At 69.6% G+C, this 24,226-nt stretch carries 19 protein-coding genes; 15 read left to right on the forward strand and 4 right to left on the reverse strand.

The features are described from left to right. The first annotated feature begins 4 nt into the window (after positions 1-4). Entirely contained in the window at positions 5-577 is a 573-nt protein-coding gene (locus FBZ89_RS09005) for a hypothetical protein (protein ID WP_145749669.1), read from the forward strand. Positions 578-590: 13 nt separating this feature from the next. Beyond that, positions 591-2,195 (forward strand): PepSY-associated TM helix domain-containing protein, encoded by a 1,605-nt coding sequence (locus tag FBZ89_RS09010; protein ID WP_145749670.1) that lies wholly within the window; start codon positions 591-593, stop codon positions 2,193-2,195. On the opposite strand, the gene FBZ89_RS09015 is transcribed toward FBZ89_RS09010, so the two are convergent. Further along, on the reverse strand, positions 2,192-2,668 hold the full coding sequence (locus FBZ89_RS09015; protein WP_145749671.1) for an acyl-CoA thioesterase: 477 nt from the start codon (positions 2,666-2,668) through the stop codon (positions 2,192-2,194). The genes FBZ89_RS09010 and FBZ89_RS09015 overlap by 4 nt on opposite strands. A gap of 112 nt (positions 2,669-2,780) precedes the next feature. After that, a complete protein-coding gene (locus FBZ89_RS09020) occupies positions 2,781-4,439 on the reverse strand; it encodes an AMP-binding protein (RefSeq protein WP_145749672.1) in 1,659 nt (552 codons plus the stop codon). A 311-nt stretch (positions 4,440-4,750) separates the two neighbouring features. Between FBZ89_RS09020 and FBZ89_RS09025 the strand changes: the two genes are divergently transcribed. Both FBZ89_RS09025 and FBZ89_RS09030 read left to right on the forward strand, forming a co-directional pair. Continuing rightward, positions 4,751-6,061: an outer membrane beta-barrel protein gene (locus FBZ89_RS09025; RefSeq protein WP_145749673.1), complete on the forward strand. Its 1,311-nt coding sequence runs from the start codon at positions 4,751-4,753 to the stop codon at positions 6,059-6,061. A 36-nt stretch (positions 6,062-6,097) separates the two neighbouring features. Further along, entirely contained in the window at positions 6,098-6,553 is a 456-nt protein-coding gene (locus tag FBZ89_RS09030) for a septal ring lytic transglycosylase RlpA family protein (RefSeq protein ID WP_145749674.1), read from the forward strand. Between the two features lie 74 nt (positions 6,554-6,627). Here the strand turns inward: FBZ89_RS09030 and FBZ89_RS09035 are convergent, their stop codons facing one another. Further along, entirely contained in the window at positions 6,628-8,277 is a 1,650-nt protein-coding gene (locus tag FBZ89_RS09035; RefSeq protein ID WP_145749675.1) for an ankyrin repeat domain-containing protein, read from the reverse strand. A gap of 217 nt (positions 8,278-8,494) precedes the next feature. Further along, on the reverse strand, positions 8,495-9,118 hold the full coding sequence (locus FBZ89_RS09040; RefSeq protein ID WP_145749676.1) for a hypothetical protein: 624 nt from the start codon (positions 9,116-9,118) through the stop codon (positions 8,495-8,497). Positions 9,119-9,562: 444 nt separating this feature from the next. Here FBZ89_RS09040 and kdpF point away from each other — a divergent pair, with 444 nt between their 5' ends. The 11 genes from kdpF to FBZ89_RS09095 all read left to right on the forward strand — a co-directional run bounded on the left by kdpF (position 9,563) and on the right by FBZ89_RS09095 (position 24,153). Continuing rightward, on the forward strand, positions 9,563-9,649 hold the full coding sequence (gene kdpF / locus FBZ89_RS09045; protein ID WP_145749801.1) for a K(+)-transporting ATPase subunit F: 87 nt from the start codon (positions 9,563-9,565) through the stop codon (positions 9,647-9,649). A gap of 31 nt (positions 9,650-9,680) precedes the next feature. Beyond that, entirely contained in the window at positions 9,681-11,408 is a 1,728-nt protein-coding gene (kdpA, locus tag FBZ89_RS09050) for a potassium-transporting ATPase subunit KdpA (protein WP_145749677.1), read from the forward strand. A 52-nt stretch (positions 11,409-11,460) separates the two neighbouring features. Then, positions 11,461-13,602, forward strand: a complete 2,142-nt coding sequence (gene kdpB / locus FBZ89_RS09055; protein WP_246172100.1) for a potassium-transporting ATPase subunit KdpB — start codon at positions 11,461-11,463, stop codon at positions 13,600-13,602. 16 nt (positions 13,603-13,618) lie between these two features. After that, positions 13,619-14,221: a potassium-transporting ATPase subunit KdpC gene (gene kdpC / locus FBZ89_RS09060; RefSeq protein ID WP_145749678.1), complete on the forward strand. Its 603-nt coding sequence runs from the start codon at positions 13,619-13,621 to the stop codon at positions 14,219-14,221. Positions 14,222-14,336: 115 nt separating this feature from the next. Continuing rightward, positions 14,337-17,051 carry a sensor histidine kinase gene (locus FBZ89_RS09065; protein WP_145749679.1) on the forward strand — a complete coding sequence of 905 codons (2,715 nt, stop codon included), beginning with the start codon at positions 14,337-14,339 and terminating at the stop codon, positions 17,049-17,051. Between the two features lie 10 nt (positions 17,052-17,061). After that, positions 17,062-17,763: a response regulator gene (locus FBZ89_RS09070; RefSeq protein WP_145615619.1), complete on the forward strand. Its 702-nt coding sequence runs from the start codon at positions 17,062-17,064 to the stop codon at positions 17,761-17,763. A 143-nt stretch (positions 17,764-17,906) separates the two neighbouring features. Further along, positions 17,907-18,470 (forward strand): PTS sugar transporter subunit IIA, encoded by a 564-nt coding sequence (locus FBZ89_RS09075; protein WP_211115161.1) that lies wholly within the window; start codon positions 17,907-17,909, stop codon positions 18,468-18,470. A gap of 107 nt (positions 18,471-18,577) precedes the next feature. Next, positions 18,578-19,366: a CBS domain-containing protein gene (locus tag FBZ89_RS09080; protein ID WP_186457264.1), complete on the forward strand. Its 789-nt coding sequence runs from the start codon at positions 18,578-18,580 to the stop codon at positions 19,364-19,366. A 160-nt stretch (positions 19,367-19,526) separates the two neighbouring features. Continuing rightward, positions 19,527-20,084, forward strand: a complete 558-nt coding sequence (locus tag FBZ89_RS09085; RefSeq protein ID WP_145749681.1) for a hypothetical protein — start codon at positions 19,527-19,529, stop codon at positions 20,082-20,084. A gap of 186 nt (positions 20,085-20,270) precedes the next feature. Continuing rightward, the gene (locus FBZ89_RS09090; RefSeq protein WP_145749682.1) at positions 20,271-22,700 is read left to right on the forward strand and encodes a glycoside hydrolase family 2 TIM barrel-domain containing protein; all 2,430 of its coding nucleotides are present in this window, start codon (positions 20,271-20,273) and stop codon (positions 22,698-22,700) included. A 22-nt stretch (positions 22,701-22,722) separates the two neighbouring features. Continuing rightward, positions 22,723-24,153 carry an alpha-L-fucosidase gene (locus FBZ89_RS09095; protein ID WP_145749683.1) on the forward strand — a complete coding sequence of 477 codons (1,431 nt, stop codon included), beginning with the start codon at positions 22,723-22,725 and terminating at the stop codon, positions 24,151-24,153. Positions 24,154-24,226: the final 73 nt, after the last annotated feature.

Raw genomic sequence — 24,226 nt, forward strand, 5'->3', positions numbered from 1 at the left:
CGGCATGACGGCGACGATGGGCTTTTTGGGGGGCTTGGCCCTGACGGTGCTGGGCATCGTTCTGCTGCGGCGGGTATGGGCGTCGGCCACGGCCCCCCGCTGGCATGCCCTGCCGGGCTGGGCATTGATCGCCGCGGGCTTCGCCGGCTGGTTGGCCGTGGCCGACGCCGACAAGGCCGTCGTCATCGGCTTCCTGGCCTTCTCCCTGGTGGGCTACGGCGTGGTGATCCTGGGCCGGGACCGGCGCCGCCGGCCGCACCGCGTGCCCAAGGCCCCCGTGGCCATGCCGGTGGAATCGGGCCGGCGGGCCTGGGTGACCTTCCTGCGCGGGGCGGCCCGCACTCTGCTGGCGGGCCCGCTGGCCGCCGCCATCGGTATGTCGGTGGCCGCCCTGGTGGCGGTGCGCGCCGGCGGGATGGAGGCCGACCGCCTGGTGGCCGCCGGCTTCATCGGCCCCATCGGCTGGGGCATCGTCATGACCTGGGCGCTGGTGGACGCGCGCCTGGCGCGGGTGGGCCTGCTGCTGCCGCTGACGGCCGGCGCCGCCGTGGCGGCCGCCTGGCTGTCCCGCGTCTGAAGGAGGGGAAGACATGCTGAAGCGCATCGCCGCCCGCGCCCTGGCCCGCCGCAAGGCCGACCCCACCGCCGCCACGGCCAAGCCTGGCGCCACTTCCCACGCCCGGGGCCGCGCCCAGGGCGGCATCGTCCAGTCCTCCCTGGCCGGGCATTCTGCTCTGGGGCTGGGGCTGGGCGCGCTGATCTACATCGTTTGCCTCAGCGGGGCCGTCGCCGTCTTCGCCGACGACCTCAGCCGCTGGGAATGGGCCGGCACGCCGGAGACCGCCGCCCTGGCGCCGGAGGTCGTGGACCAGGCCCTGGCCACCGGCCTGGCGCGCGCGGCCGATCAGGCCGGCGGGGTGGAGAAGGTGACCGGCCTGTACGGCCTGCTGCCCCGGCCGGACTGGCCCCACCTGGCGGTGCGCGCCTATACGCTGGCTGGTGCTGTCACCTGGCGGGCCGGCGCCGACGGCGTGCTGGCCGACACGCCATCCGACGCCTGGACCGACTTCATCGGCGAGGTCCACATGGAACTGAGCCTGCCGGGGGTGTGGGCGGGCCTGGCCGTGGGCACCGTCGGCATCGCGCTGCTGTCGCTGCTGTTCTCCGGCATCCTGGCCCATCCGCGCATCTTCCGCGACGCCTTCGCCCTGCGGCTGACCGGCGCGCGGCGCCTGGGCCTGGCCGACCTGCACAACCGGCTCAGCGTCTGGGGGCTGCCCTTCCATATCGCCATCACCGTCACCGGCGCGCTGTTCGCGCTGGCCAGCCTGATGGTCCTGACCGTGGCCCAGGTGGGCTACAAGGGCAACCTGGCCCGCGCCTATGCCCCCTTGAGCGGGGTGCAGGTCGCGGCCGACGCCACCCCGCGGCCCTTGCCGCCCCTCGCGTGGCTGCAGGCCCAGGTGGCCGACCCCACTCCCGGGGCGGCGCGCGTCTCCCGCTTCTATTATGTCGAGCGGCCGGGCACCAAGGGGCAGCGCATCCTGTTGGACATGACCCGCCACGACGGGTTGACCCAGGGCGACCGCAACTATTTCGATGGCGGGGGCAAGCTGCTGGCGCCGCTGGGCTTCCTGGACGGGCCCGTGGGCATGCGCGTGTACGGCGCCTCGCTGGCCCTGCATTGCGCCACCTACGGCGGCCTGGCGGTGCGGCTGGTCTATGGCGTGCTGGGCCTGGCGCTCAGCATTGTCACCGCCACGGGCTTTTCCATTTTCCTGGCCCGGCGGCGCGACCGGGGCCGGCCGTTGCCCCGGCTGGAGCGGGCCTGGGCCGGCGTGACCTGGGGCGTGCCGCTGGCGGCGACCGTCTCCGCCGCCTTCACCCTGGTGCCGGGCCTGGCGCGGGAGGCGGTCTATCTCTGGAGCTTCTGGGGGCTGGTCGCGGCCCTGCCGCTGTTCAGCTTGGCGGCGCCCACGGGTGAGCGGGCGTCGCGGACCTTGCGCCTGCTCCTGGGGGCCGCCCTGGTACTACTGGCCGGTGCCCACGCCGCTGGCCATGGCACGGGCTTGCCGGTGGCGGCCCTGATGATCGACCTGGTGCTGGCCGTGACCGGCCTGGGCTTCGCCCTCAGCACCGGCCTGGCCGGCCGCCGCGCCCGGACACTGGCGGCCCGGGCCAACCCCGCGCCTTAAGCCTTTTCCGCCGGCGCCACCACCATGGTGCGCAGCACGGCGGCCACGTCCTCGGGTATTGGGGTGGGGCGGCGGGTGGTGTTATCGACATAGACATGGACGTAGTGCCCGGCGGCGGCCGGCGCGTCCTCGTCATTGCGGAACAGCGCCAGTTCATAGCGCACGCTGCTGCGCCCCATGTGCGCCACCCGCACCCCCACCGTCACCCGGTCGGGGAAGGTGATGGGCGCGAAATAGCGGCACTGTGTCTCCACCACCAGGGCGATGGCGCTACCCTTGTCCGGCGCCAGCACGCCCTTCTCGATCATGTGCTGGTTCACCGCCGTATCGAAATAGCTGTAGTAGACCACATTGTTGACGTGGCCATAGGCGTCGTTGTCGGCCCAGCGGGTGGTGATGGGCTGGAAGTGGCGATAGTCGGCGCGGCTTTCCAGGGTGTTCGTGGCCGGGGTGTTCGTGGCCGGAGTGCTCATCAAGGTTCCTTGGGAATACGGGGCGGACGCGCTTCAGGAGATACCCGCGAAGACGGCGACGGCGCCACCGGTTTCACCGGGGCGCCGTCGCATCTCAGGTCATTAGGCGGACTCATTCCGCCGCCGGCGCCGTCCTTTCCGTGGCCTGGGCGGCCTTGGCGCGCTCCTCCGCCACCAGGGGCTGCTTCCACAGCTTGCCCACGGCGGTCTTGGGCAGCACATCGCGGAATTCCAGCGCCGCCGGCAGTTCATGCCGGCCCAGCTTGTCCGCCAGGAAGGTGCGCAACTCCTCAAGGCTGAAGGCGGCGGCGCCCGGGCGCAGGGTGACGAAGGCCTTGGCGCTTTCGCCGCGATAGCTGTCGGGGATGCCGATGACGATCACCTCCGCCACGGCGGGGTGCTCGTAGATTGCTTCCTCCACCATGCGGGGATAGACGTTGTAGCCGCCGGACAGGATCATGTCCTTGCGCCGATCGACGATGAACATGAAGCCGTCATCGTCCAGGTAGCCGATGTCGCCGGTGCGGAACAGGCCGTCGATGAAGGCGTCGCGCGTCTCCTCCGGCTGCTTGTAATAGCCCCGGGTGACGTTACGGCCCTTGATGCAGATCTCCCCCTTTTCGTTCGCGCCCAGGGCCTTGTGCGGGTCGGTCAGGTCGCGGATTTCGATGGTGATGCCGGGCATGGGGATGCCTGCGGAGCCCACCTTCCTCATGTGCGGCGGGGTGATGGTGCCGGCGGGGCTGGTCTCGCTCATGCCCCAGCCTTCCAGCACGGGCTTGCCGGTCGCGGCCTCGAACTCATGGGCCAGTTCCACGGGCAGGGGTGCGCCGCCGCTGCCCACGAACTTCAGGCTGCTGAAGTCGATGTCCTTCACCCGGGGGCTGGAAGCGATGGCCCGGTGCATGGTGGGCACGCCGGCGAACAGGGTCGGCCGGTGGTCGCGAATGCTGTCCAGCACGGCGTCGGTGTCCCAGCGGGGGTGCAGGATCATGCAATAACCGTTGCGCATGGCCCGCACCATCAGCGTGTCCAGTGCGTAGATGTGGAACAGGGGCAGCACCACCATCATGCGTTCCTGGCCCGGCGTCAGGCCCATGAAACGGCTGAACACGTCATAGGCCCCGGCCGAGGCGCTGAGGTTCTGGTGGGTCAGCATGGCGGGCTTGGGCAGGCCGGTGGTGCCGCCGGAGAACTGCAGCGAAGCCAGGTCGTCCAGCGCGCGTTTGGGCCAGCCGTCAGCCGGCGGTTCCGTGGGGGCCAGCAGGGCGGTGTAGGGCAAGGCGCCGGCGGGCAGGGCCCCCGCCGGCAGTCCCTGGCCGGCGAAGTCGGTGGGGCCGGCCACCACCAGGCGCACGCCCTCGGCCAGGGGCAGCTTGTCCGCCAGTCCGGCGAAGCTGATGACCAGGCGGATGTCGGCCTTGGCCTGCTTGTGCGTCAGTTCCCGCTCCGCATCCAGGGGGCTCAGCGGCACGACCACCCCGCCGGCCTTCAGCACGGCATAGAAAGCCAGCACGAAATGGGGGGTGTTGGGCAGATGCAGGCCGACATGCACGCCCGGGCCCACGCCCAGCCTGGCCAGGTTGGCCGCCACGCGGGCGCACAGCGCGCCGAAGGTGGCGAAATCCACGGTCTGGCCCATGCAGATCAGGAAGGGGTTGGTGGGCCAGGTGGCGACGGCGTGGTCCAAATCCTCCACCAGGGTGGGCAGGGGCGGTTCGCTGTTCCACTCGATGCCCGGCGGATAGGACTTTTCCCACAGCATGGTCATGCGCTGGTCTCCTCCCATTATGCGCCCGCCTTCATGCCGAGGCGGGGTTAGTCGGCGCTATGCTTTCACAAGCGGTAGGCGTTTGCCAAGGGTGACAGATGACGCGGGTTACATTGTTCAACAATGGGGGTAGGCGTCACTAACCGTTAGCCCGAGGGGACCGTCGCCGGGGCGCGCCCCGGTGACGACTTGAATAAAGGCTTTTTGATTTTCGGCCGCCGGCTTTCGCATCGAACTTTAAGGCGGTGTTGACGTCTCTTGGCGTCCAAGCCGGCACCCCGCCGGCCAAGAAGATCAAGAGATGCCTTCCCATGTCGCATTCCATCCAGTCCACCATTCCCCGCCGCCGCACCACGCTGCGCATCGCCTCGGCCACGGCCGCCTGCGCCCTGATGCTGGGGGCCGGCGCCGCCCGCGCGGATGAGGATGCCGCCGCGCCCCCTGCGGCGCCTGCCGGCATCACCGTCAGCGGTTTGGTGGAGGCCGGCATTACGGCAGCGGACCATGGCCTGGACCGCGGGCCCAACTACGGCCACCTGTTCACCGACCGCACGGACCAGCTGGTGCTGAACCAGGCCGTGGCCACCATCGCCAAGGACGCGGCCCCTCAAAACGCACAGGACGGTGACGATTTCGGCTGGGGCTTCAAGCTGCAGGGCATGTACGGCACCGACGCCCGCTACACCCACTTCCTGGGTGAACTGGACCGCACCATCGGCGAGCGCACGCAGCTGGACATCGTGGAGGCCAACGTGGCCTTTCACGTGCCCGACATCGCCGGCGGCAGCCTGGACCTGAAGGTGGGGCAATACGCCTCGCCCCTGGGCGCCGAGACCATCGTGGCGTCCAGCAACCCGCTGTACAGCCATAGCTACATCTTCAACTTCGGCCTGCCGTTCAAGCACACCGGCGCGCTGGCCACCCTGCACCTGTCCGGCGGCATCGACCTCTATGGCGGCGTCGACAGCGGCGTGAACACCAGCCTGGGGCGCGACGGCGACAACAACGACGCCTGGTCCGGCATCTTCGGCTTCGGCTATGCCAATGCTGACAGCACCGTCACCCTGGTGGCCCTGACCCATGTCGGGCCGGAGAACGCCAGCACCAAAGCCCCGCTGGGTTTGGCCCGTGCCAATGACGAGGCGCGCTGGATCAACGACGCCGTGCTGACGGTGAAGGCCAGCGACGCGCTGACCTTGATCACCGAGCTGAACTACGTCCGCGACGACCTGGTGAAGGCTGAGGCGTTCGGCGCCGCCCAATATGCCACCTGGAAGTACAGCGACGCCGTGTCGCTGACCCTGCGGACCGAGCTGTTCCGCGATGTCCAGGGCTTCTACGTCTCGGCCTATCAGGGCAACCAGGACTATGTCCTGGCGGAGGCGGGGCAGCCCACGCGCGCGCCGGTGCTGTCGGCCGGCCAGGGGGCGACCTATATGGCACTGACCGCGGGCGTGACATGGAAGCCGGCGTCGGCCCTGGGCTGGGATGCGCTGCCGGACGGCTTCGCCCTGCGGCCAGAGGTGCGCTACGACCGGTCGTTGGGCAATGCCCGGCCCTTTGCCGGCGATCAGGGGCAGACCACCTTCGGCCTGGACATGCTGATCCCCTTCGGCGGCTAAGTCCCGACACATTCCAACAACGACGGCGAGGGTCCCATGAGGACGCTGCGATGGGGTTGCCTGGCCTTGGGCGCCGGGCTGGCGCTTGCGCCGGCCCTGGCCCTTGGAAACACCGTGGCGGCGGATGACCATGCCCCGGTCGGCGGCCAGGTTGGCAAGGCCAGCTGGTATGGGCGGGAGCATGCGGGCCACCGCACCGCCAGCGGCGAGGCCTACGACCCCGAGGGCCTGACCGCCGCCCACCGCACCTTGCCCTTGGGCACGGTGATCGAGGTGTCGGCCCATGGCCAGGTGGTGCAGGTGCGGGTGAACGACCGGGGGCCCTTCGTGAAGGGCCGGGTGCTGGACCTGTCGGCCGCGGCCGCCCGGGTGCTGGGCTTGGACCGCACCGGCACGGCCGTGGTCAACATCCGCCCCACCGGCGCCGTCTGCCCCGCCAACCGCGCGTGCGATGCGGCGCCGCAACAGGTGGCGGAGGCGGGATCGCCCTGATGCCTGTTGGGCGTCCGGGCGATCCCCACCTTGACGAGGGCCGGCACGATGCGCGCCGGCCCTTTCTTTCCTTTTCAGGTGATGGCGGCCAGCAGGACTTCCGTCACCTCCTCCGAAAACCACTTCCTGTGGCCGTCGATCACGACGCCGCCCTGGCCGTCCGCCGGGGCCTGGGCCACGGGCATGCCGTGGGCCAGCAGGGCCTGGGCGCAGGCCACCCAATCCCCGCTGTCCTCCGGCTGGTTGAGTGTCGCCCAGGACAGGGTGCCGCTGACGTCGTCGCCGTAGCCGTGCTGCTCCGTCCAGCGGGCGCCGTGGTCCAGCAGGAAGCGGGTGAGGGCGGCGTCGCCCCGGAATACGGCGTGGTTCAGGGCGGTGGCGTTCCAGTCCCCCGCCTGGACGGCCAGGGGCCACCCCAGGCGGACCATGACGGCGATGGCGCCGTCGCAGCCCCCCTGCGCCGCCAGTTCCGGCAGCAGGCGCCGCTGCCGGTCCGACAGGCTGGCGGGCAGGTCGGGCCGCTGGGCCTGGATTGCGCGCGCCGCCGCTTCATCCCCGGCGGCACAGGCGGCGACGAACCGGTCCTCCAGCGACAGCGCAGCACCTCCGCCGGCCTGGCGCAGCACGTCCGCCACCTCCGTGAGGCCGAAGCGCAAGGCGACGGTGTAGGCGCTGGTGCCGTCCGGCAGGCGGGCAGCCGGGTCGGCGCCCGCCGCCAGCAAGGCCGCGATGTGTGCGGCGGAGCGGCGCCGGTAGATGGCCCACAGCAGCGGCGATCCCCAATCAGAGATGGGACGGTTGCGCGCCGGTTCATTGGCGTCGCCGCCATGGGCCAGCAGCAGCCGAAGCACCGCCAGGTTATCCAGGTCCAACGCCCGGTACAGGACGTTGGTGCCCGCGACCACGGCGCCGGCCTTCAGCAGCAATTCGACGCAGGCCGGGCTTTCCAGGGCGTGATAGAGGGACTCCCCGTCATTGGGGTTGGCCCCGGCGTTCAGCAGCAGGGCGGTGAGGATCGGGTCATGATTCTGGCCGGCGGCGCCGTAAAGGGCCGACAGCCGTTCCGTCGCCGACGGCTGGGCCACGCTGGCGGGCGGCCAGCGGTTGCCCACCGCCTGGTTGGGATCGGCGCCCGCCTCCAGCAAGGCCCGGGCGCAGGCGTGGAGGCGCCCGGCGACCTCCGGCACCCGCGCCAGGCTGGAGTGGGTGACCGCCACCAGGGGCGGCAGTTGCAGCGGGCCGTCGGCATGGTTGACCCACGTGGGGTCCTGGACGATGGCTTGGCGCACGCGGCCCACGTCGCCGATGGCGCAGGCCAGGATGGGGGCGCCTGCCGCCAGGTCCGGGTTCTCCGCCAGCAGGCGCAGGGCGGCGGCCGGGCGCGGGCGGCGCATGCTGCCGCTGATGTCGCCGGGATACACCAGGCGCAGCCATTCCAGCCGGGCCTCCGCCCTGTCGGACGAATTGGCTCGCCGGCTGGCGACGAAGGCGTCCAGCTCGGCCCAGGAGGGGAAGCCATATTCGCGCGCCACGCAGGACTGGGCGTCGTGCAGGCGCAGGGCCAGCGCCGCCAGGGCCGCGTCGTCCTTGCCATGGGCCGCCGGCAGGCCGGCCCGGAAGCGGCCGAGGGCGTCGGCGTCGCCGCGCCGGTACGACGCCAGCAGTTCCTTGGCCTGGCGTTTCAGCTGATCGATATGGGGATGGTCGGGAAGCGGTTTTGCCATGAGCGAACCTCCGTGCATGAGGCGCCGACGACCCGCAAATCCGGCTGCACAAAGGTCGGGTGCGACCGCGTGGGATATGGCCAGTGGGCTCAGCCCTTCCCGCGGGTCCGGTGGCGGCTTGGCGACCGCACGCCTGGACGATAGGGCAGGGGCCCCAGCGCGTCAACGGGCCCTTCAGCCGCGTGCCCTTCAGCCGCGCGCCCGCCAGCCGCCGACTTTACCCACCGCCCACCGGCAGCGGATCGCCCAGGCAATGCTCGATGGCGCGCGTGTCGTCGCAGCGGGGGGCGCCGGCGCGCAGGCGCTGGGTCAGGTCGCGCAGGCAGGTGGCGATGCCGCCGGCGCGGATGGCCAGGGGCGAGTCCAGGAAGGCGCGGTCCTTGTCGTGGTCGGCCAGGGCCAGGCCGAAGTCCAACTCCTGCTCCAGGCTTTGCGCCAGGTCGCCGGCCAGGCGGTCGCTGCCCACCGGGTCGCAGCGCTTGCCGCCCTTCTTGCGCGCCGCCGCGTGGGCCTGCACCACGGCGCGCCAATGGGCATCGCTGGCCATGACATAGGCGTAGGCCAAGGGGCTGTTGGGATAGGCGCTGCTGTAGGCGGCGTAGGCTTTGCCATACTCGCCCCGGCGATAGGCCCGGTCGCCCTGCGCCGCCAGGGCCCGCGCCGCCTTCATATCGGCGGGCGTCTGCCGCTGGCGGGCGGCATCGGCCTGGGCCAGGCGGTCGGCCCTGGCCGCGGGGGTGCCGGCGGGTGCGCTGGCGGCGGGCGGGGCATCGGCGGCCTGGGCGCCGCCAGCCATCGTCAAGGCGATCAAAGCGGCCAGCCAGCGAAGGCGTGTCGTCATATGTTCTTTTCCGCAGCGCTGGGGCGTCGCTCCCGTTTCCAGGGAGATCTTATCCGCCGTTTGCCTGAAATTGCCAAAGGGATTGCGGGGCTCCGTTCCCCCGCCCTTTATTCGCCTCCATGCCGGATGTTCCGCATACCCAACCGAAATAGGCGGCCAACCTATTGAAGAAATGGCAGTTTTTTCTATTGGTCCACGCCGCCCGCCCCGCCCGCCGTTAAAATCCTTTTATTTCCAGCCCCCGGCTTTGCCATCGAATTTTGATGGCCATCGGCTGTCTCCTCAGCATCGACCCATCCTGCCCGGAAGCGCCCCGTCGAGGGCCTTCCGGGTTTCGTTCGTGAGGAACATCCGCATGCTCGACGTCATCCTGCTCGCCCTGATGGTGGGGCTTTTCGGCCTGGGCGTGGCCTACGCCTACGCCTGCGAAAGGCTGTGACCACCATGTTCGACCTGATCCTGGGCGCGGCCGTTTCGGTCGGCCTGACCATCTACCTCGTCTACGTCCTGATCCGGCCCGAGCGCTTCTGAGCGCGGCCTCGCGTATGCGGAGACCTTACCCGTGACGTTCAACGGCATTCTACAGATCGCGCTGTTCGCGGCGATCATCCTGGTCCTGACGCGGCCCCTGGGCGGCTTCATGACCCGTGTCTTCAGTGGTGAGAACACCCTGCTCGGCCGCGTCTTCGGCCCCATCGAGCGCGCCATCTACCGCGTCTGCGGTGTCGATGCGACGGCGGAGCAGCACTGGCTGACCTATGCCGTCGCCATGATGCTGTTCAACCTGGTGGGCGCCCTGCTGCTGTACGCGCTGATGCGCTTCCAGGCCCTGCTGCCCTTCAACCCGCAGGGCCAGGCGGCGGTGGCGCCGGACCTGTCCTTCAACACCGCCATCAGCTTCGTCACCAACACCAACTGGCAGTCCTATGGCGGTGAGACCACCATGGGCTACCTGGTGCAGATGGCGGGCCTGACGGTGCAGAACTTCATGTCCGCCGCCACGGGCATCGTGCTGGCGCTGGCGCTGGTGCGCGGCTTCAGCCGGCGCGGCGCCCGCACCATCGGCAACTTCTGGGTAGACCTGACCCGGGCGACCCTCTACGTGCTGCTGCCCGCCTGCGTCGTCCTGACCCTGTTCTACGTCTGGCAGGGCGTGCCCCAGAACCTGGCCGCCTATACCGAGGCGACCACGCTGGAAGGGGCCAAGCAGATCATCGCGCAGGGCCCCGTGGCCTCGCAGCTGGCCGTGAAGATGCTGGGCACTAACGGCGGCGGCTTCTTCAACGCCAACTCCTCCCACCCGTTCGAGAACCCCAACGCGCTGGTCAACCTGGTGCAGATGCTGAGCATCTTCGCCATCGGCGCCGGCCTCACCAACGTCTTCGGCCGCATGGTGGGCAACGAGCGCCAGGGATGGGCCATCCTGGCCGCCATGGGCGCCATGTTCATCGTCGGCGTCGGCGTCTGCTACTGGGCCGAGTCCCAGGCCAACCCGCTGTTCGCCGGCCTGCCGGTGGACCAGACGGTCAGCGCCTTGTCGCCGGGCGGCAACATGGAGGGCAAGGAGGTGCGCTTCGGCATCGCCAACACCGCCCTGTTCGCCACCATCACCACCGACGCCTCCTGCGGCGCCATCAACGGCTGGCACGACAGCTTCATGCCCCTGGGCGGCATGGTGCCCATGGTCAACATGCTGCTGGGCGAGGTCATCGTCGGCGGCGTGGGCGCCGGCCTCTACGGCATCCTGCTGATGGCCATCATCGCCATGTTCGTGGCCGGCCTGATGGTGGGCCGCACGCCCGAGTACATCGGCAAGAAGCTGGAGGCCAAGGAGGTGAAGATGACGGTGCTGGCCATCCTGGCCATGCCGCTGGTCATCCTGGTGTTCAGCGCCATTTCCTCCGCCATTCCGGTGGGTGTCGCCGGTATCGCCAACAACGGCCCGCACGGCTTCTCGGAAATCTTCTACGCCTACTCCTCCGGTGCGGCGAACAACGGCAGCGCCTTCGGCGGCCTGTCGGCCAACACCCTTTGGTACAACGTGACCCTGGGCGTGACCATGTTCGTGGGCCGCTTCTTCATCATCATCCCGGCCCTGGCCATCGCCGGCGCCCTGGCGGCGAAGAAGTCCGTGCCCGCCTCCGCCGGCACCTTCCCCACCACCGGCCCGCTGTTCGTCAGCCTGCTGGTGGGCGTGATCCTGATCGTGGGCGGCCTGACCTACTTCCCCGCCGTGGCGCTGGGGCCGGTGGTCGAGCACCTGCAGATGATGGCCGGCACCACCTACTGACCCCCGGGTAGAAGCCTTGCATTGGCGTCATCCGTTCTTCGGAGATTTCGAGATGTCATCCCCTTCCATGTTCCACCCGGGGCAGCAGCCGGCGGCCCCCCAGCAGCCGGACGCACCGACCCGCCGGGGCACCAAGTCCGCGCTGCTGGATCCGGCTATCCTGGGCCCGGCGGTCACGGCCAGCTTCACCAAGCTGAACCCCGCCACCCTGGTGCGTAATCCCGTCATGTTCCTGGTGGCGGCGGTGGCGCTGCTGACCACCGTGCTGCTGGCGCGCGACCTGGCCACCGGCGCCCAGGGCACCGGCTTCTCCTTCCAGATCGTGCTGTGGCTGTGGTTCACGGTGCTGTTCGCCAACTTCGCCGAGGCGGTGGCCGAGGGCCGGGGCAAGGCCCAGGCCGACAGCCTGCGCAAGACCCGCACCGAGACGGTGGCCAAGCGCCTGACCGGCCCCATGGTCGCCAAGGGGGCGGCCGTCACCAGCTTTCAGACGGTGGGGGCCGCCGACCTGAAGGTGGGCGACCACGTGGTGGTCGATGCCGGCGACATCATCCCCAGCGATGGTGAGATCGTCGACGGCATCGCCACGGTGGACGAGTCCGCCATCACCGGTGAATCCGCGCCCGTCATCCGGGAGAGCGGCGGCGACCGCTCGGCCGTCACCGGCGGCACCCGCGTGCTGTCGGACCGCATCATCGTCCGCATCACGGCGGCGCAAGGCTCCACCTTCCTCGACCGCATGATCGCGCTGGTCGAGGGGGCGGAGCGGCAGAAGACCCCCAACGAGATCGCGCTCAACATCCTGCTGGTGGGCATGAGCCTGATCTTCATCCTGGCGGTCGTCACCATCCCGGGCTTCGCGGCCTATGCCGGCGGCACGGTGTCGGTGGTGGTGCTGGTGGCGCTGTTCGTCACCCTGATCCCCACCACCATCGGCGCGCTGTTGTCCGCCATCGGCATCGCCGGCATGGACCGCCTGGTGCGCTTCAACGTGCTGGCCATGTCCGGCCGCGCGGTGGAGGCGGCGGGCGACGTCGATACCCTGCTGCTGGACAAGACCGGCACCATCACCCTGGGCAACCGCCACGCGGCGGAGTTCATCCTCGTCTCGGGCGTCACCGACAAGGAACTGGCGGAGGCCGCGCAGCTGTCGTCCTTGAGCGACGAGACGCCGGAGGGCCGTTCCATCGTCGTGCTGGCCAAGGAGAAGTACGGCCTGCGCGGCAAGGACATGGGGGCCCTGAACGCCCGCTTCGTCCCCTTCGCCGCCCAGACACGCATGAGCGGCGTGGATCTGGACGGCGGGGTGCAGATCCGCAAGGGTGCCGTGGACGCCGTGCTGCGCCACGTGGCGGCCCTGCGCGGCAGCCAGCCGGTGCGCCATCCGGAGCTGGAGGCCATCACCGAGCGCATCGCCAAGGCCGGCGGCACGCCGCTGGCCGTGGTGCGCAACGACCGGGTGCTGGGCGTCATCTACCTGAAGGACATCGTCAAGGGCGGCATCCGCGACCGCTTCGCCGAGCTGCGCCGCATGGGCATCCGCACGGTGATGATCACGGGCGACAACCCGCTGACCGCCGCCGCCATCGCGGCCGAGGCGGGGGTGGACGACTTCCTGGCCCAGGCCACGCCGGAGGACAAGCTGGCCCTGATCCGCAAGGAACAGGCAGAGGGCCGCCTGGTCGCCATGTGCGGCGACGGCACCAACGACGCCCCGGCCCTGGCCCAGGCGGACGTGGGTGTGGCCATGAACACCGGCACCCAGGCCGCCCGCGAGGCCGGCAACATGGTGGACCTGGACAGCGATCCCACGAAGCTGATCGAGATCGTGGGCATCGGCAAGCAGCTGCTGATGACCCGCGGCGCATTGACGACCTTCTCCATCGCCAACGACGTGGCCAAGTACTTCGCCATCATCCCGGCGATGTTCGCGGGGCTGTACCCGGCGCTGAACGCGCTGAACATCATGCACCTGGCCACACCGCAGTCGGCCATCCTGTCGGCCATCATCTTCAACGCCCTGGTCATCATCGCGCTGATCCCGCTGGCCCTGAAGGGCGTGCGCTACCGCGCCCTGCCGGCCGCCAGCCTGTTGTCGCGCAACATGCTGGTCTACGGCCTGGGCGGCATCATCATCCCCTTCATCGGCATCAAGGCCATCGACATGGTCGTGACCGCCGTCGGCCTGGCCTAAAGGAGGCCCAGCAGCCATGCTCAAGCAAATCCGCCCGGCCCTTTCGCTGGCCGTCTTTTTCACCATCGTCTGCGGCCTGATCTATCCCCTGGGCATGACCGGCATCGCCCGCGTCCTCTTCCCCAGCCAGGCCAACGGCAGCCTGATCACCGCCAAGGACGGCACGGTCGTCGGGTCCACCCTGATCGGCCAGAACTTCACGTCGGAGAAGTATTTCTGGGGCCGCCCGTCGGTGACCACCGACACCGACCCCAACGACAGCACCAAGACGGTGGCCGCCCCCTACAACGCCGCCAACTCCATGGGCTCCAACTTGGGTCCCACCTCCAAGGCCCTGGTGGACCGCATCGCCGGCGACGCGGAGAAGTACGGCGCCACCAAGGATCATCCGGTGCCGGTGGATCTGGTCACGGCCTCGGCCAGCGGCCTGGACCCCGACATCTCGCCCGCCGGCGCCTATTACCAGGTGGCGCGCGTGGCCAAGGCCCGGGGGATGACCGAGGCCGCCGTGCGCGCCTTGGTGGACGCCCACGTCGAAGGCCGCCTGTTGGGCCTGATCGGGGAGCCGCACGTGAACGTCCTGGCGCTGAACCGCGCCCTGGACGCGGCGCATCCGTGAGTAAGTTCTTGTCCTGAAAGGTTAAAGGCTCGCCGTTCCTGGATCGTTGGCGCTATTGTCGCCAGGGATCCCGGGCGGCGGCCTTTGCCGTTTGTACCGCCTCTGAAAGACTGCTGTGAGCCACGACCACACCAACCGCCCATCGCCGGATGCCCTGCTGAGCCAGGCCATGCAGGAGCGCCGGGGCAAGCTGCGCATCTACCTGGGTGCCGCCCCGGGTGTGGGCAAAACCTATCAGATGCTGGAAACGGCACGGCAGCTGAAGGCGGAAGGCGTGGACGTGGTGGTGGGCGTGGTGGAAACCCACGGCCGGCGCGAGACGGAGGCTATGCTGGCCGGGCTGGAGGTCGTGCCCCGCCGGGTGCTGGAATACAAGGGCCGCACCCTGGAGGAGATGGACATCGACGCCCTGCTGCGCCGCCGTCCCCGCCTGGCCCTGGTGGATGAGCTGGCCCACACCAACGCGGCGGGCAGCCGCCACGCCAAGCGCTATTCCGATGTGGAGGAGCTGCTGGCCGCCGGCATCGACGTGCTGACCACGCTGAACATCCAGCACGTGGAAAGCCTGAACGACGTGGTGGCGCAGATCACCCGCATCCGCGTGCGCGAGACGGTGCCGGATAGCGTGCTGGAGATGGCGGACGAGATCGAGGTCATCGACCTGCCGCCGCAGGACCTGATCAAGCGCCTGAACGAGGGCAAGGTCTATATCCGCGAGCAGGCGCAGCGGGCGCTGAAACACTATTTCTCCCCCGGCAACCTGACGGCCCTGCGCGAACTGGCGCTGCGGCGGACGGCTCAGCGGGTGGACGACCAGATGCTGTCCTACATGCAGCGCCACGCCATCCAGGGCCCCTGGGCGGCGGGCGACCGCGTGCTGGTCTGCGTGTCGGAGGACAAGACCGCCGGCGGCCTGGTGCGCTATGCCAAGCGCCTGGCCGACCGGCTGAAGACCCGCTTCACCGCCCTGTATGTGGAAACCGCGCGCACCCAGCGCCTGACGGAGGCGGCGCGCGACCGCATCGCCGACACGCTGCGCCTGGCGGAGCAGCTGGGGGGCGAGGCCATCACCGTGCCCGGCCGCACCATCGCTGCCGACGTGCTGGGCTACGCCCGCGCCAACAACTTCACCCACATCATCATCGGCAAGTCCGAACGGCCGCGCTGGTTCGAGATCGTGCACGGCTCGGTGGTGCACGAGCTGGTGCGCAAGGCCGGCACCATCTCCGTCCACGTCATCGCCGGTGATGCGGTGGAGGCGGATGAGATCCCGCCCAAGATGGTGCGCACCCGCCCGGAATCCAGCGGCCTGGCGTGGCAGCCCTACGGCGTGGCGACGCTGATGGTGGGCCTGGCCACCGTGATGGGTAGCCTGCTGGGCAACACCATGGACGTGCGCAACCTGTCGCTCGTCTACATCGCGGCCGTCCTGGCCAGCGCCATCCTGCACGGCTACGGCCCCTCGCTGTTCGCCTCCTGCCTCAGCGTGCTGGCCTACAACTTCTTCTTCCTGCCCCCGCTGTACACCTTCACCATCCGCGACCCGTCCAACGTGGTGGCGCTGGTGTTCTTCACCATCGTCGCCGTCTTCACCAGCCGCCTGACGGCGCGGGTGAGGGAACAGGCGACCATCGCCGCCAACCGCGCCCGCATCACGGCCCAGATGTTTTCTTTTGCGCGCAAGCTGGCCGGCATCGGCGAGATGGAGGATTTGCTGTGGGCCACCACCCACCAGGTGGCACTGCTGCTGAAGGTGCGCGTCGTGCTGCTGATGCCCGACGACCATGGCGCGCTGGAGGTGCGGGCGGGCTATCCGCCGGAAGACCAGGTGGGCGAGATGGATCTGGCCGCCGCGCGTTGGGCCTATGACAACGCCAAGCCGGCGGGGCGCGGCGCCCCGACGCTGCCGGGCACCCAGCGCCTGTTCCTGCCGGTTCGCACGGAACGCGGCGTGGTGGCGGTGGTGGGCGTGGATACCGACGACCCCGGCCCCATCCTGACACCGGACCAGCGCCGCCTGCTGGACGCCATCATGGACCAGGCGGCCGTGGCCATCGAGCGGGTGAAGCTCGTGCAGGACATCGACAAGGCCCGGCTGGAGGGGGAGACGGAACGCCTGCGCTCCGCCATGCTGACCTCGCTGTCGCACGATTTGCGCACGCCGCTGGCCGCCATCATCGGCACCGCCACCACCCTGAAGGCGGACTCCTTGGCGTCTGGGGGCGAGGGGCTGGAGCCCGCCACCCGCGCCCAGCTGACCGGCGACCTGCTGGTGGAGGCGGAGCGCATGGGCCGCTTCGTGCGCAACCTGCTGGACATGACGCGGCTGGAGGCCGGGCTGGATATCCGCCGCGAGCCGACGGACCTGGTGGACGTGGTGCACACCGCCACCCAGCGGGCCAAGCCCGTCCTGGCCGGCCGTCCGCTGGACCTGGACCTGGCGGCCGACCTGCCGCTGGTGCGTACCGATTACCTGCTGCTGGAACAGGTGCTGTTCAACCTGCTGGACAACGCCGCCAAGTATTCCGGGCCCGAGGCGCGGGTGGCGGTGTCGGCGGCGCGGCGGCACAACCATGTCGTCATCCGCGTGATGGATGAGGGCGTGGGCATTCCGCCCGACAGCCTGGAGCGTATCTTCGACAAGTTCTACCGGGTGGAGGCGCGGGACCACCGCCAGGCCGGCACCGGCCTGGGGCTGGCCATCTGCCGCGGCTTCATGACGGCCCTGGGCGGCACCATCAAGGCCGCCAACCGCACGGACAAGACCGGCGCCGTGTTCGAATTGACGCTGCCCACCGATGACGCGCTTGATGCCTGGATGTTGGAATAGAGTTGAGATCATGAGCAAACCCCATCGCATCCTGGTGATCGAGGACGAGGTGGCCATCCGCCGCCTGCTGCGCGCCGTGCTGGCGCCCCAGGGCTGGACCTTGGTGGAAGCGGCGACGGCGCAGGAGGGGCTGGTGCAGGCCCGCCTGCCGGGCGTGGACCTCATCCTGCTGGATCTCGGATTGCCCGATGGCGACGGCCTGGACCTGGTGGGCAAGCTGAAGGCCGAGCGCCCCACGCCCATCATCATCCTGTCCAGCCGCGACCAGGAGGAGGACAAGGTGGCGGCGCTGGACCTGGGGGCCGATGACTACGTCACCAAGCCCTTCGGCACGGCGGAGCTGATGGCCCGCATCCGGGCGGCCCTGCGCCACGCCGTGCAGCAGCAGGGCGGCCGGTCGGTGGTGAACGCCGGCGGGCTGGCCATCGACCTCATCAACCGGCAGGTCACGCGGGGTGAGGAAAAGCTGCACCTGTCGCCCACGGAGTTCGACCTGCTGCGTTTCCTGGCGGCGCACGCCGGCAAGATTCTGACCCACCGGCAAATCCTCAAGGAAGTCTGGGGCCCCGCCAAGGAAGACGAGGTACAGTACTTGCGGGTCTATATCCGCATGTTGCGCCAGAAGATTGAAAGCGACCCCAACGCACCGGGAATCATTCAGACGGAACCCGGCATCGGCTACCGCCTGGTCATTAGTGACGAATCCCTTTGATTCAATAGGGATCTTAAGGAAACGAATCATGGACGGGCATCCATACCCTGCGGGCAGGCGCGTTATGCTGTCGCAGTTGGGGCTTCCCAAAGGCCCCGAGATCGCTTATTTGACGGCCATCGGTCACCAGTACGGTTGTTTTCATGCTCCGCTCCAGCGTGGCGTCCCGATGGGCCTTCGCCGCTCCCAAGGTCGCTGACGTCATGGCGTCGATCTCATCCGATCCGTCATCCGCCCCCGCCGGCGCCGGTTCCTCCCTGGCGCCGTCCTCCGTCGGGCTGGGCCTCACGGTGGCCTCCAAGGACGCCGTCCTGAAGGAAATCGCCCTGCGCATCGCCGCCGCCGGCGCGCTGGACGTGGGCGCCGTCCTGGACGACCTGCGCGCCCGTGAGGCGCTGGGCTCCACCGGCGTGGGCGCCGGCATCGCCATCCCGCACGCCCGCTTCAGTAGTATCACCCGCCCCATCGGCGCCTTCGTCCGCCTGGCCAAACCGGTGGAGTTCGAGGCCATCGACGGCGCGCCCGTGGACTTGGTCTTCGGCCTGCTGACCCCCGTCCATTGCGGCAACGCCCATCTGCAGGCCCTGGCCCGCATCAGCCGCGCCCTGCGCACCCCCGGCCTGGCCGCCACCCTGCGCGCGGCACCGGACGCCGTTTCCCTGCACGCCCTGGTCGCGCCCATCCTGGATGCCGGCGCCGCCTGCTGAGGTCACCGTTCTTTCCGGGACACATGCGGCCGCCGAATTGACCCGCATCAAGGACGCGCCCCGGTCTTAAGCCCACTATGGCGACATCCCAACCGGAGGATGCCGTCATGGCCGCGCCCGCCCCGACCCTAGAGATTTTCAAGCCCACCGCCGTCCGCCAGATCATGACGCCCGGCGTCCTGACCGTTCGCCCGGACACGCCCCTGGTTGACGCCCTGCGCCTAATGGTGCGCAACCGCATCAGCGGCTTGCCCGTGGTGGAGGACGACGTTGCCGCCGACGGTGGCGGCTGCCGCGTCGTCGGCGTCCTGACCGAGGGCGACCTGATGCGCCGGGCCGAAACGGGGACCGAGGTCCACGACCGCTGGTGGCAGCGCATGTTCACCACCCCGGGCGATCAGGCGGACCAGTACAGCAAGATGCACGGCCGCCGGGTGGAGGAGGTGATGACCCGCGACGTCCTGACCGTGGACGTGGACGACGATATCGCCACCGCCGTCACCCTGATGGATGGCCGCAAGGTGAAGCGCCTGCCGGTGCTGGCCCACGGCCACCTGGCCGGTGTCATCAGCCGCGCCGACGTGGTGCGGGCCCTGCTGCACACCTTCGACCTGGCCACCCCTCAGGGGGAGGAACCGCCGTTGCTGGACGCGGAGATCCGCTACCGCCTGCTGATGGAACTGGCTGACAAGCGCTGGTGGGCCGACAGCCGTGTGGACGTGGCCGTGGAGAATGGCATCGTCACCCTGACCGGCGCCGTCTACGACGCCCGGGTGGCCCAGGCGTTCCGCGTGGTGGCGGAGAACGGCCCCGGCGTGCGGGAGGTGCGTGACCATCTGGTGGTGGCCGAGGGCCTGCCCGGCTGGGCCGGCGTCGACAACGCCTTCGTGGCGTGAGGCAGCTTTCGCCGTCCGACCCGGCAGCTTTTGACCGGCGATACCCGTTCTTCCCGGTGTCGCCGGCTGGGGAGGCCCCGGGAATCGGGGGCTTGGCTTTGGCTTAAAAGCTGCATGTTTGTCGTTCATCACTCGCCGATAGATTTGCGGGAGGGGAACGATGAAAATGATGCCTGTCGTCAATTGTGGGGTCTCGGTCGGTATCAACCATCCGGGGCCGCCCGGCGACGACACCGCCGCCCGGCAATCGGCGCTGAACCAGATTTTCGAGGTCAGCGATACCGACAAGGATGGCGTCCTGAGTGCCGTGGAGGTGGAGGCCGCTGTCGGCAGCGGCCAGGGCGCCAAGGCCGATGCCGATGCGCTGTATGGGAAATTGAGCGCGGATGGCACGCAGGCGGTGGACCGTCAGCGCTTCATGTCCAGCTTTCCCAGCGGCGGCCTGAATGGCCCCACCCTGTACCTCCTGGCCCAGACCAAGGACATGGCCGACCATGGCTATGTCGAAACCCGGCATCTGGTGTCCCTGGTTAATCCGGAGACGGGGGAGGAAGATGGCGGGGAATACCCCTGGATACCGCCGGAGAAGACCGACCCCGGCGGCCCTATCGCCCGCGCCAGCCTGGACATGATGTACGGCACCTTCGGGCAGGTGGTGAACGACGCCGGCAAGGACATGCTGAGGCAGATGCGGGACAACGAGGCCTTCCTGCCGTGACCGGCGCCGGCGGGGCGCCGTGCCGGCTCGCCCCCGTCAAACCGTGCCCTGTTGACATTAAGCTGATTACTCATACAAATGGGCGCGGATGTTAGCGCTATCACCCGCGGCGGCGGCCGCGCGATGGCGCCAGAATAAACAAGGGCCCGTTGTGATACGGGAGGCGGGCCCGGGGAGAACAGCGTGATGCCACGAAGCTGCGGCCGCGTCCTGGCGCTGACGGCGCTTCTCGCCGTCCTGTCCACCGGCGCGGGGGCGGAACAATTGCCCCTGGTATCCGGCTGGCGGGTCCACCGGGGTGAGGCCACCGGGGCCGAGGCCGTGGCCTTCGATGATAAGGACTGGCGGCCGGTCACCGTTCCCCATGACGCTTCCATCGACGACCATGCCGATGGCACGCCGCCCTTCGACGCGCAGGCGGTCGCCGGGCAGGATTCCGGTTACCTGCCGGGGGGGCAGGCCTGGTATCGCCGGCATCTGGTGCTGGACGCGGCGCAGGCGGCCCGTGTCGTCCGCCTGACGTTCGAGGCGGTCTACATGGATGCCGACATCTGGCTGAATGGCCAGCCGGTGGCGCGGCATCGCTATGGCTACACCGCCTTCAGCCTGGACCTGACGGGCAAGGTACGCCCCGGCGACAATGTCATCGCCGTGCGGGTCAACCATCCCGACCCGTCGTCGCGCTGGTACGCCGGCACTGGCCTGATCCGCCCGGTCAGCCTGGACATCCTGGACCCCGTCCACCTCGATCCGGAGGGCACGGCCATCACCACGCCGATGGCGACGGCGGAGCGGGGGGAGGTGGCGGTGCGGTCGGCGGTGGTGAACCGGTCGGCCCGCGCGGCGACGGTCGAGCTGCTGTCCCAGGTGGTGGCGGCCGACGGCACCGTGGTCGCCCAGGCGCGGCGGACGCTGCCGGTGGCGGCCAAGGCCCACGCGGATCTGGACCAGCCGCTGGTGGTGGACCGGCCGGCGCTGTGGTCCCCCGACGCGCCCAATCTCTACACCCTGGTGCTGCAGGTGCGCGTGGGCGGCGCGCTGAAGGATGAGCGGCGTACCCGCTTCGGCATCCGCACCATCACCGTCGACGCGCGCCAGGGCCTGCGCATCAACGGGCGGAAGGTGGTGCTGAAGGGCGGCAACATCCACCACGACAATTACATGATCGGCGCCGCCGGTCTGCCGGACGCGGACGCGCGCAAGGTCGCGCTGATGAAGGCAGCCGGCTACAACGCCATCCGCAGCGCCCACAACCCCGCCAGCCAGGCGACGCTGGACGCCGCCGACGCGTTGGGCATGCTGGTCATCGACGAGGCGTTCGACGCCTGGGACAAGCCCAAGCGCGCCCAGGACTACGCCCGTTTCTTCGCGCAAGACTGGGCGGCCGACCTGGACAGTCTGGTGGTCAGCGGCCGCAACCATCCCAGCGTGCTGTTCTGGAGCATCGGCAACGAGATACCGGAGCAGGGGACCCAGCAGGGGGCGGAAACGGGTCGGCGGCTGGCCGAGCGCGTGCGCCGCCTGGACCCCACCCGCCCCGTGACCCAGGCGGTCAGCATCGACGGGCCGGACAACGCCCGCCAGTTCGCCGTGCTGGACGTGGCGGGCTACAACTACCGCGCCCACCTGTTCGGCCCGGATCATGCGCAGTTCCCCGACCGGGTCATGCTGACCACGGAGTCCACGCCCAAGGACGCCTTCCAGTACTGGCGGCCTGTGGAAACCATGCCCTGGGTCATCGGCGATTTCGTCTGGACGGCGGTCGATTACATCGGTGAGGCCGGCATCGGCTGGATGGGCTACAGCCAGGATTGGCAGCAGCTGGCGCCCTATCCCTGGACCCTGGCCTATTGCGGCGAGATCGACGCCACGGGTCGCAAGCGGCCGGCGGCGTATTACCGCGAGGTGCTGTGGAAGACGGGCATCGACCCCATTTCCGCCTTCGTCCGCCAGCCGCCGGGGACGGAGGATCTGCCCGACCGCCATTACTTCCCCATCCAGCCGCCGCACCTGGACTGGTCGCTGGATGATGTCCATCCCAGCTGGACCTGGCCGGGGCAGGAGGGCAAGCCGCTGGAGGTGGTGGTCTATTCCGAGTTCCCGGAGGTGGAGCTGTTCCTGAACGACCGTAGCCTGGGCCGCCGTCCGGTGGGCGTGGACAGCGAGTACAAGGCGACCTTCCAGGTCCCCTACGCGCCCGGCCGCCTGGTCGCCGTGGGCTATCGCGACGGCCAGCCGGCGGGGCGGTGGGAACTGCGCACCGCCGGCGTGCCCGTCCAGGCGCGGCTGTCGCTGGACCGGTCGATGGTGCGGGCCAATGGCGCGGATTTGGCCTATCTGACGGTGGAACTGGCCGATGCCGATGGGACGCCCGTCTATGCGCGGGATGCCGACCGCCTGGTGACCGTGCGGGTCGCGGGCGCCGGCGCGCTGGCCGGTTTGGGCAATGGCGACCCGCAGGACGCCGGCAGCTTCCAGGCGGACGAGCGGCGCACCTTCCACGGGCGGGTGGTCGCGGCGGTGCGGGCCGGGACCCAGGCCGGCGCCATCACCGTGGATGTCGCCCTTCCCGGCCTGCCGCCGCAGCGCGTCACATTGAACGCCGTCGCCCCTTGAGGCGGCGGGAACAGGGGTGGTCATGCGCGTTCGACGCTTTCTGGCGGTGTCCTTGTTCTGCGGCGGCATCCTGGCCGCTGCTGGGGCCGCTGCCGGTGCCGCTGCCGGCGCTGGGACCGCCGCCGATGTGACCTTGCCGCCGCCGCCCTTCGGCCTGTCCGACGTGCACGTCGGGCCCGTCGCGGACCAGCGCGTGGCATGGTGGCGGCAGGCCCGCCTGGGCCTGTTCATCCACTTCGGCGTCTATTCGGTGCTGGGTCATGGCGAATGGGCCATGTTCAGCGAGCATATTCCCAGGAACGACTACGCGAAGCTGGCGGAGGGCTTTCATCCCGATCCCGGGGCCCCTGCCGAATGGGCGAAGGTCGCGCGGCAGTCGGGCATGAAGTACATGGTTCTGACGGCCCGCCACCACGACGGCTTCTCTATCTTCGCCTCGCGGGCCAATGATTTCAACGTCGCCACCCGCAACAACGGGCAGGACGTCGTCAGAAACTACACGGACGCGGCCCGCCGCGAAGGGCTGCGTGTCGGGCTGTATTATTCACCGTTGGACTGGCGGTTCCCGGGATACTTCATGCCGGACCTGTACCTGGATTCGGCGGAGGCGATGCGCGACCAGTATCACCGCGAGGTTGAGCAGCTGGCGACGGACTACGGCAAGATAGACCTGCTTTGGTACGACGGCGGCGGCGAGCAATGGCTGGGCTTCGGCGGCCTGGAGTTCGACGGCGCCAAATGGGCCTCACGCGACCGGGGCAAGCCCTATGCGGGGCGATTTTCCTGGCGGGACGCGGAGGTCGACCAACGTTTGCACCAGTTGCAGCCGGACATCCTGGTCAATGACCGCACATCGGTTCCCGGCGATTGGCGAACCCGTGAAAACGCGGCCAACCTGGGGGGCTTCGACGATGTCCAACCCTGGGAGTTGTGCATCACCCTGGCCGGTACCTGGGGATACCAGCCGGGGGCGACGCCGCGGTCGCTTGATGACCTGGTTCGCTTGCTGGTCCAGACCGCGACCCGTGACGGCAACCTTCTGGTGAACGTCGGCCCGGCGCCGGATGGGCACATCCCCCCGGACCAGATCGCCCGCCTGGGGGAACTGGGCGGCTGGCTGCGAAAATATGGCCGGGCCATATACGGGACGCGGGGCGGGCCCTTCCTGCCGACGGCGACCCTGGGGTCCACCCGCGTGGCCAGCACCGTGTTCCTGCATCTGCTGGGCGGGGAAGGCGACCGCCTTCCCACGACCATCACGGTCCCGGCGTTCCCCGGCGGGCCGGCGCTGCTGCGGGCGCGGTTGGTCGGGACGGGTGACAGCGTGACGGTGAGCAAGGGGAAGGGCGGCACCGACATCCGCATTCCCCCGGGGGCGTCGCGGAACGGCGTCGCCATTGTCGAGCTGTCCTATGACGGCCCGGTCATGGGGCTGGCCCCACGGCCCCTGTGACCCCGCTTTTCAGGGGACGCGGACGCGACACCTCCATGAACAAACAACGACAGGGATGGCCATGCGCTCACCA

The organism is Nitrospirillum amazonense (assembly GCF_007828045.1).
Taxonomy (GTDB): domain Bacteria; phylum Pseudomonadota; class Alphaproteobacteria; order Azospirillales; family Azospirillaceae; genus Nitrospirillum; species Nitrospirillum amazonense_C.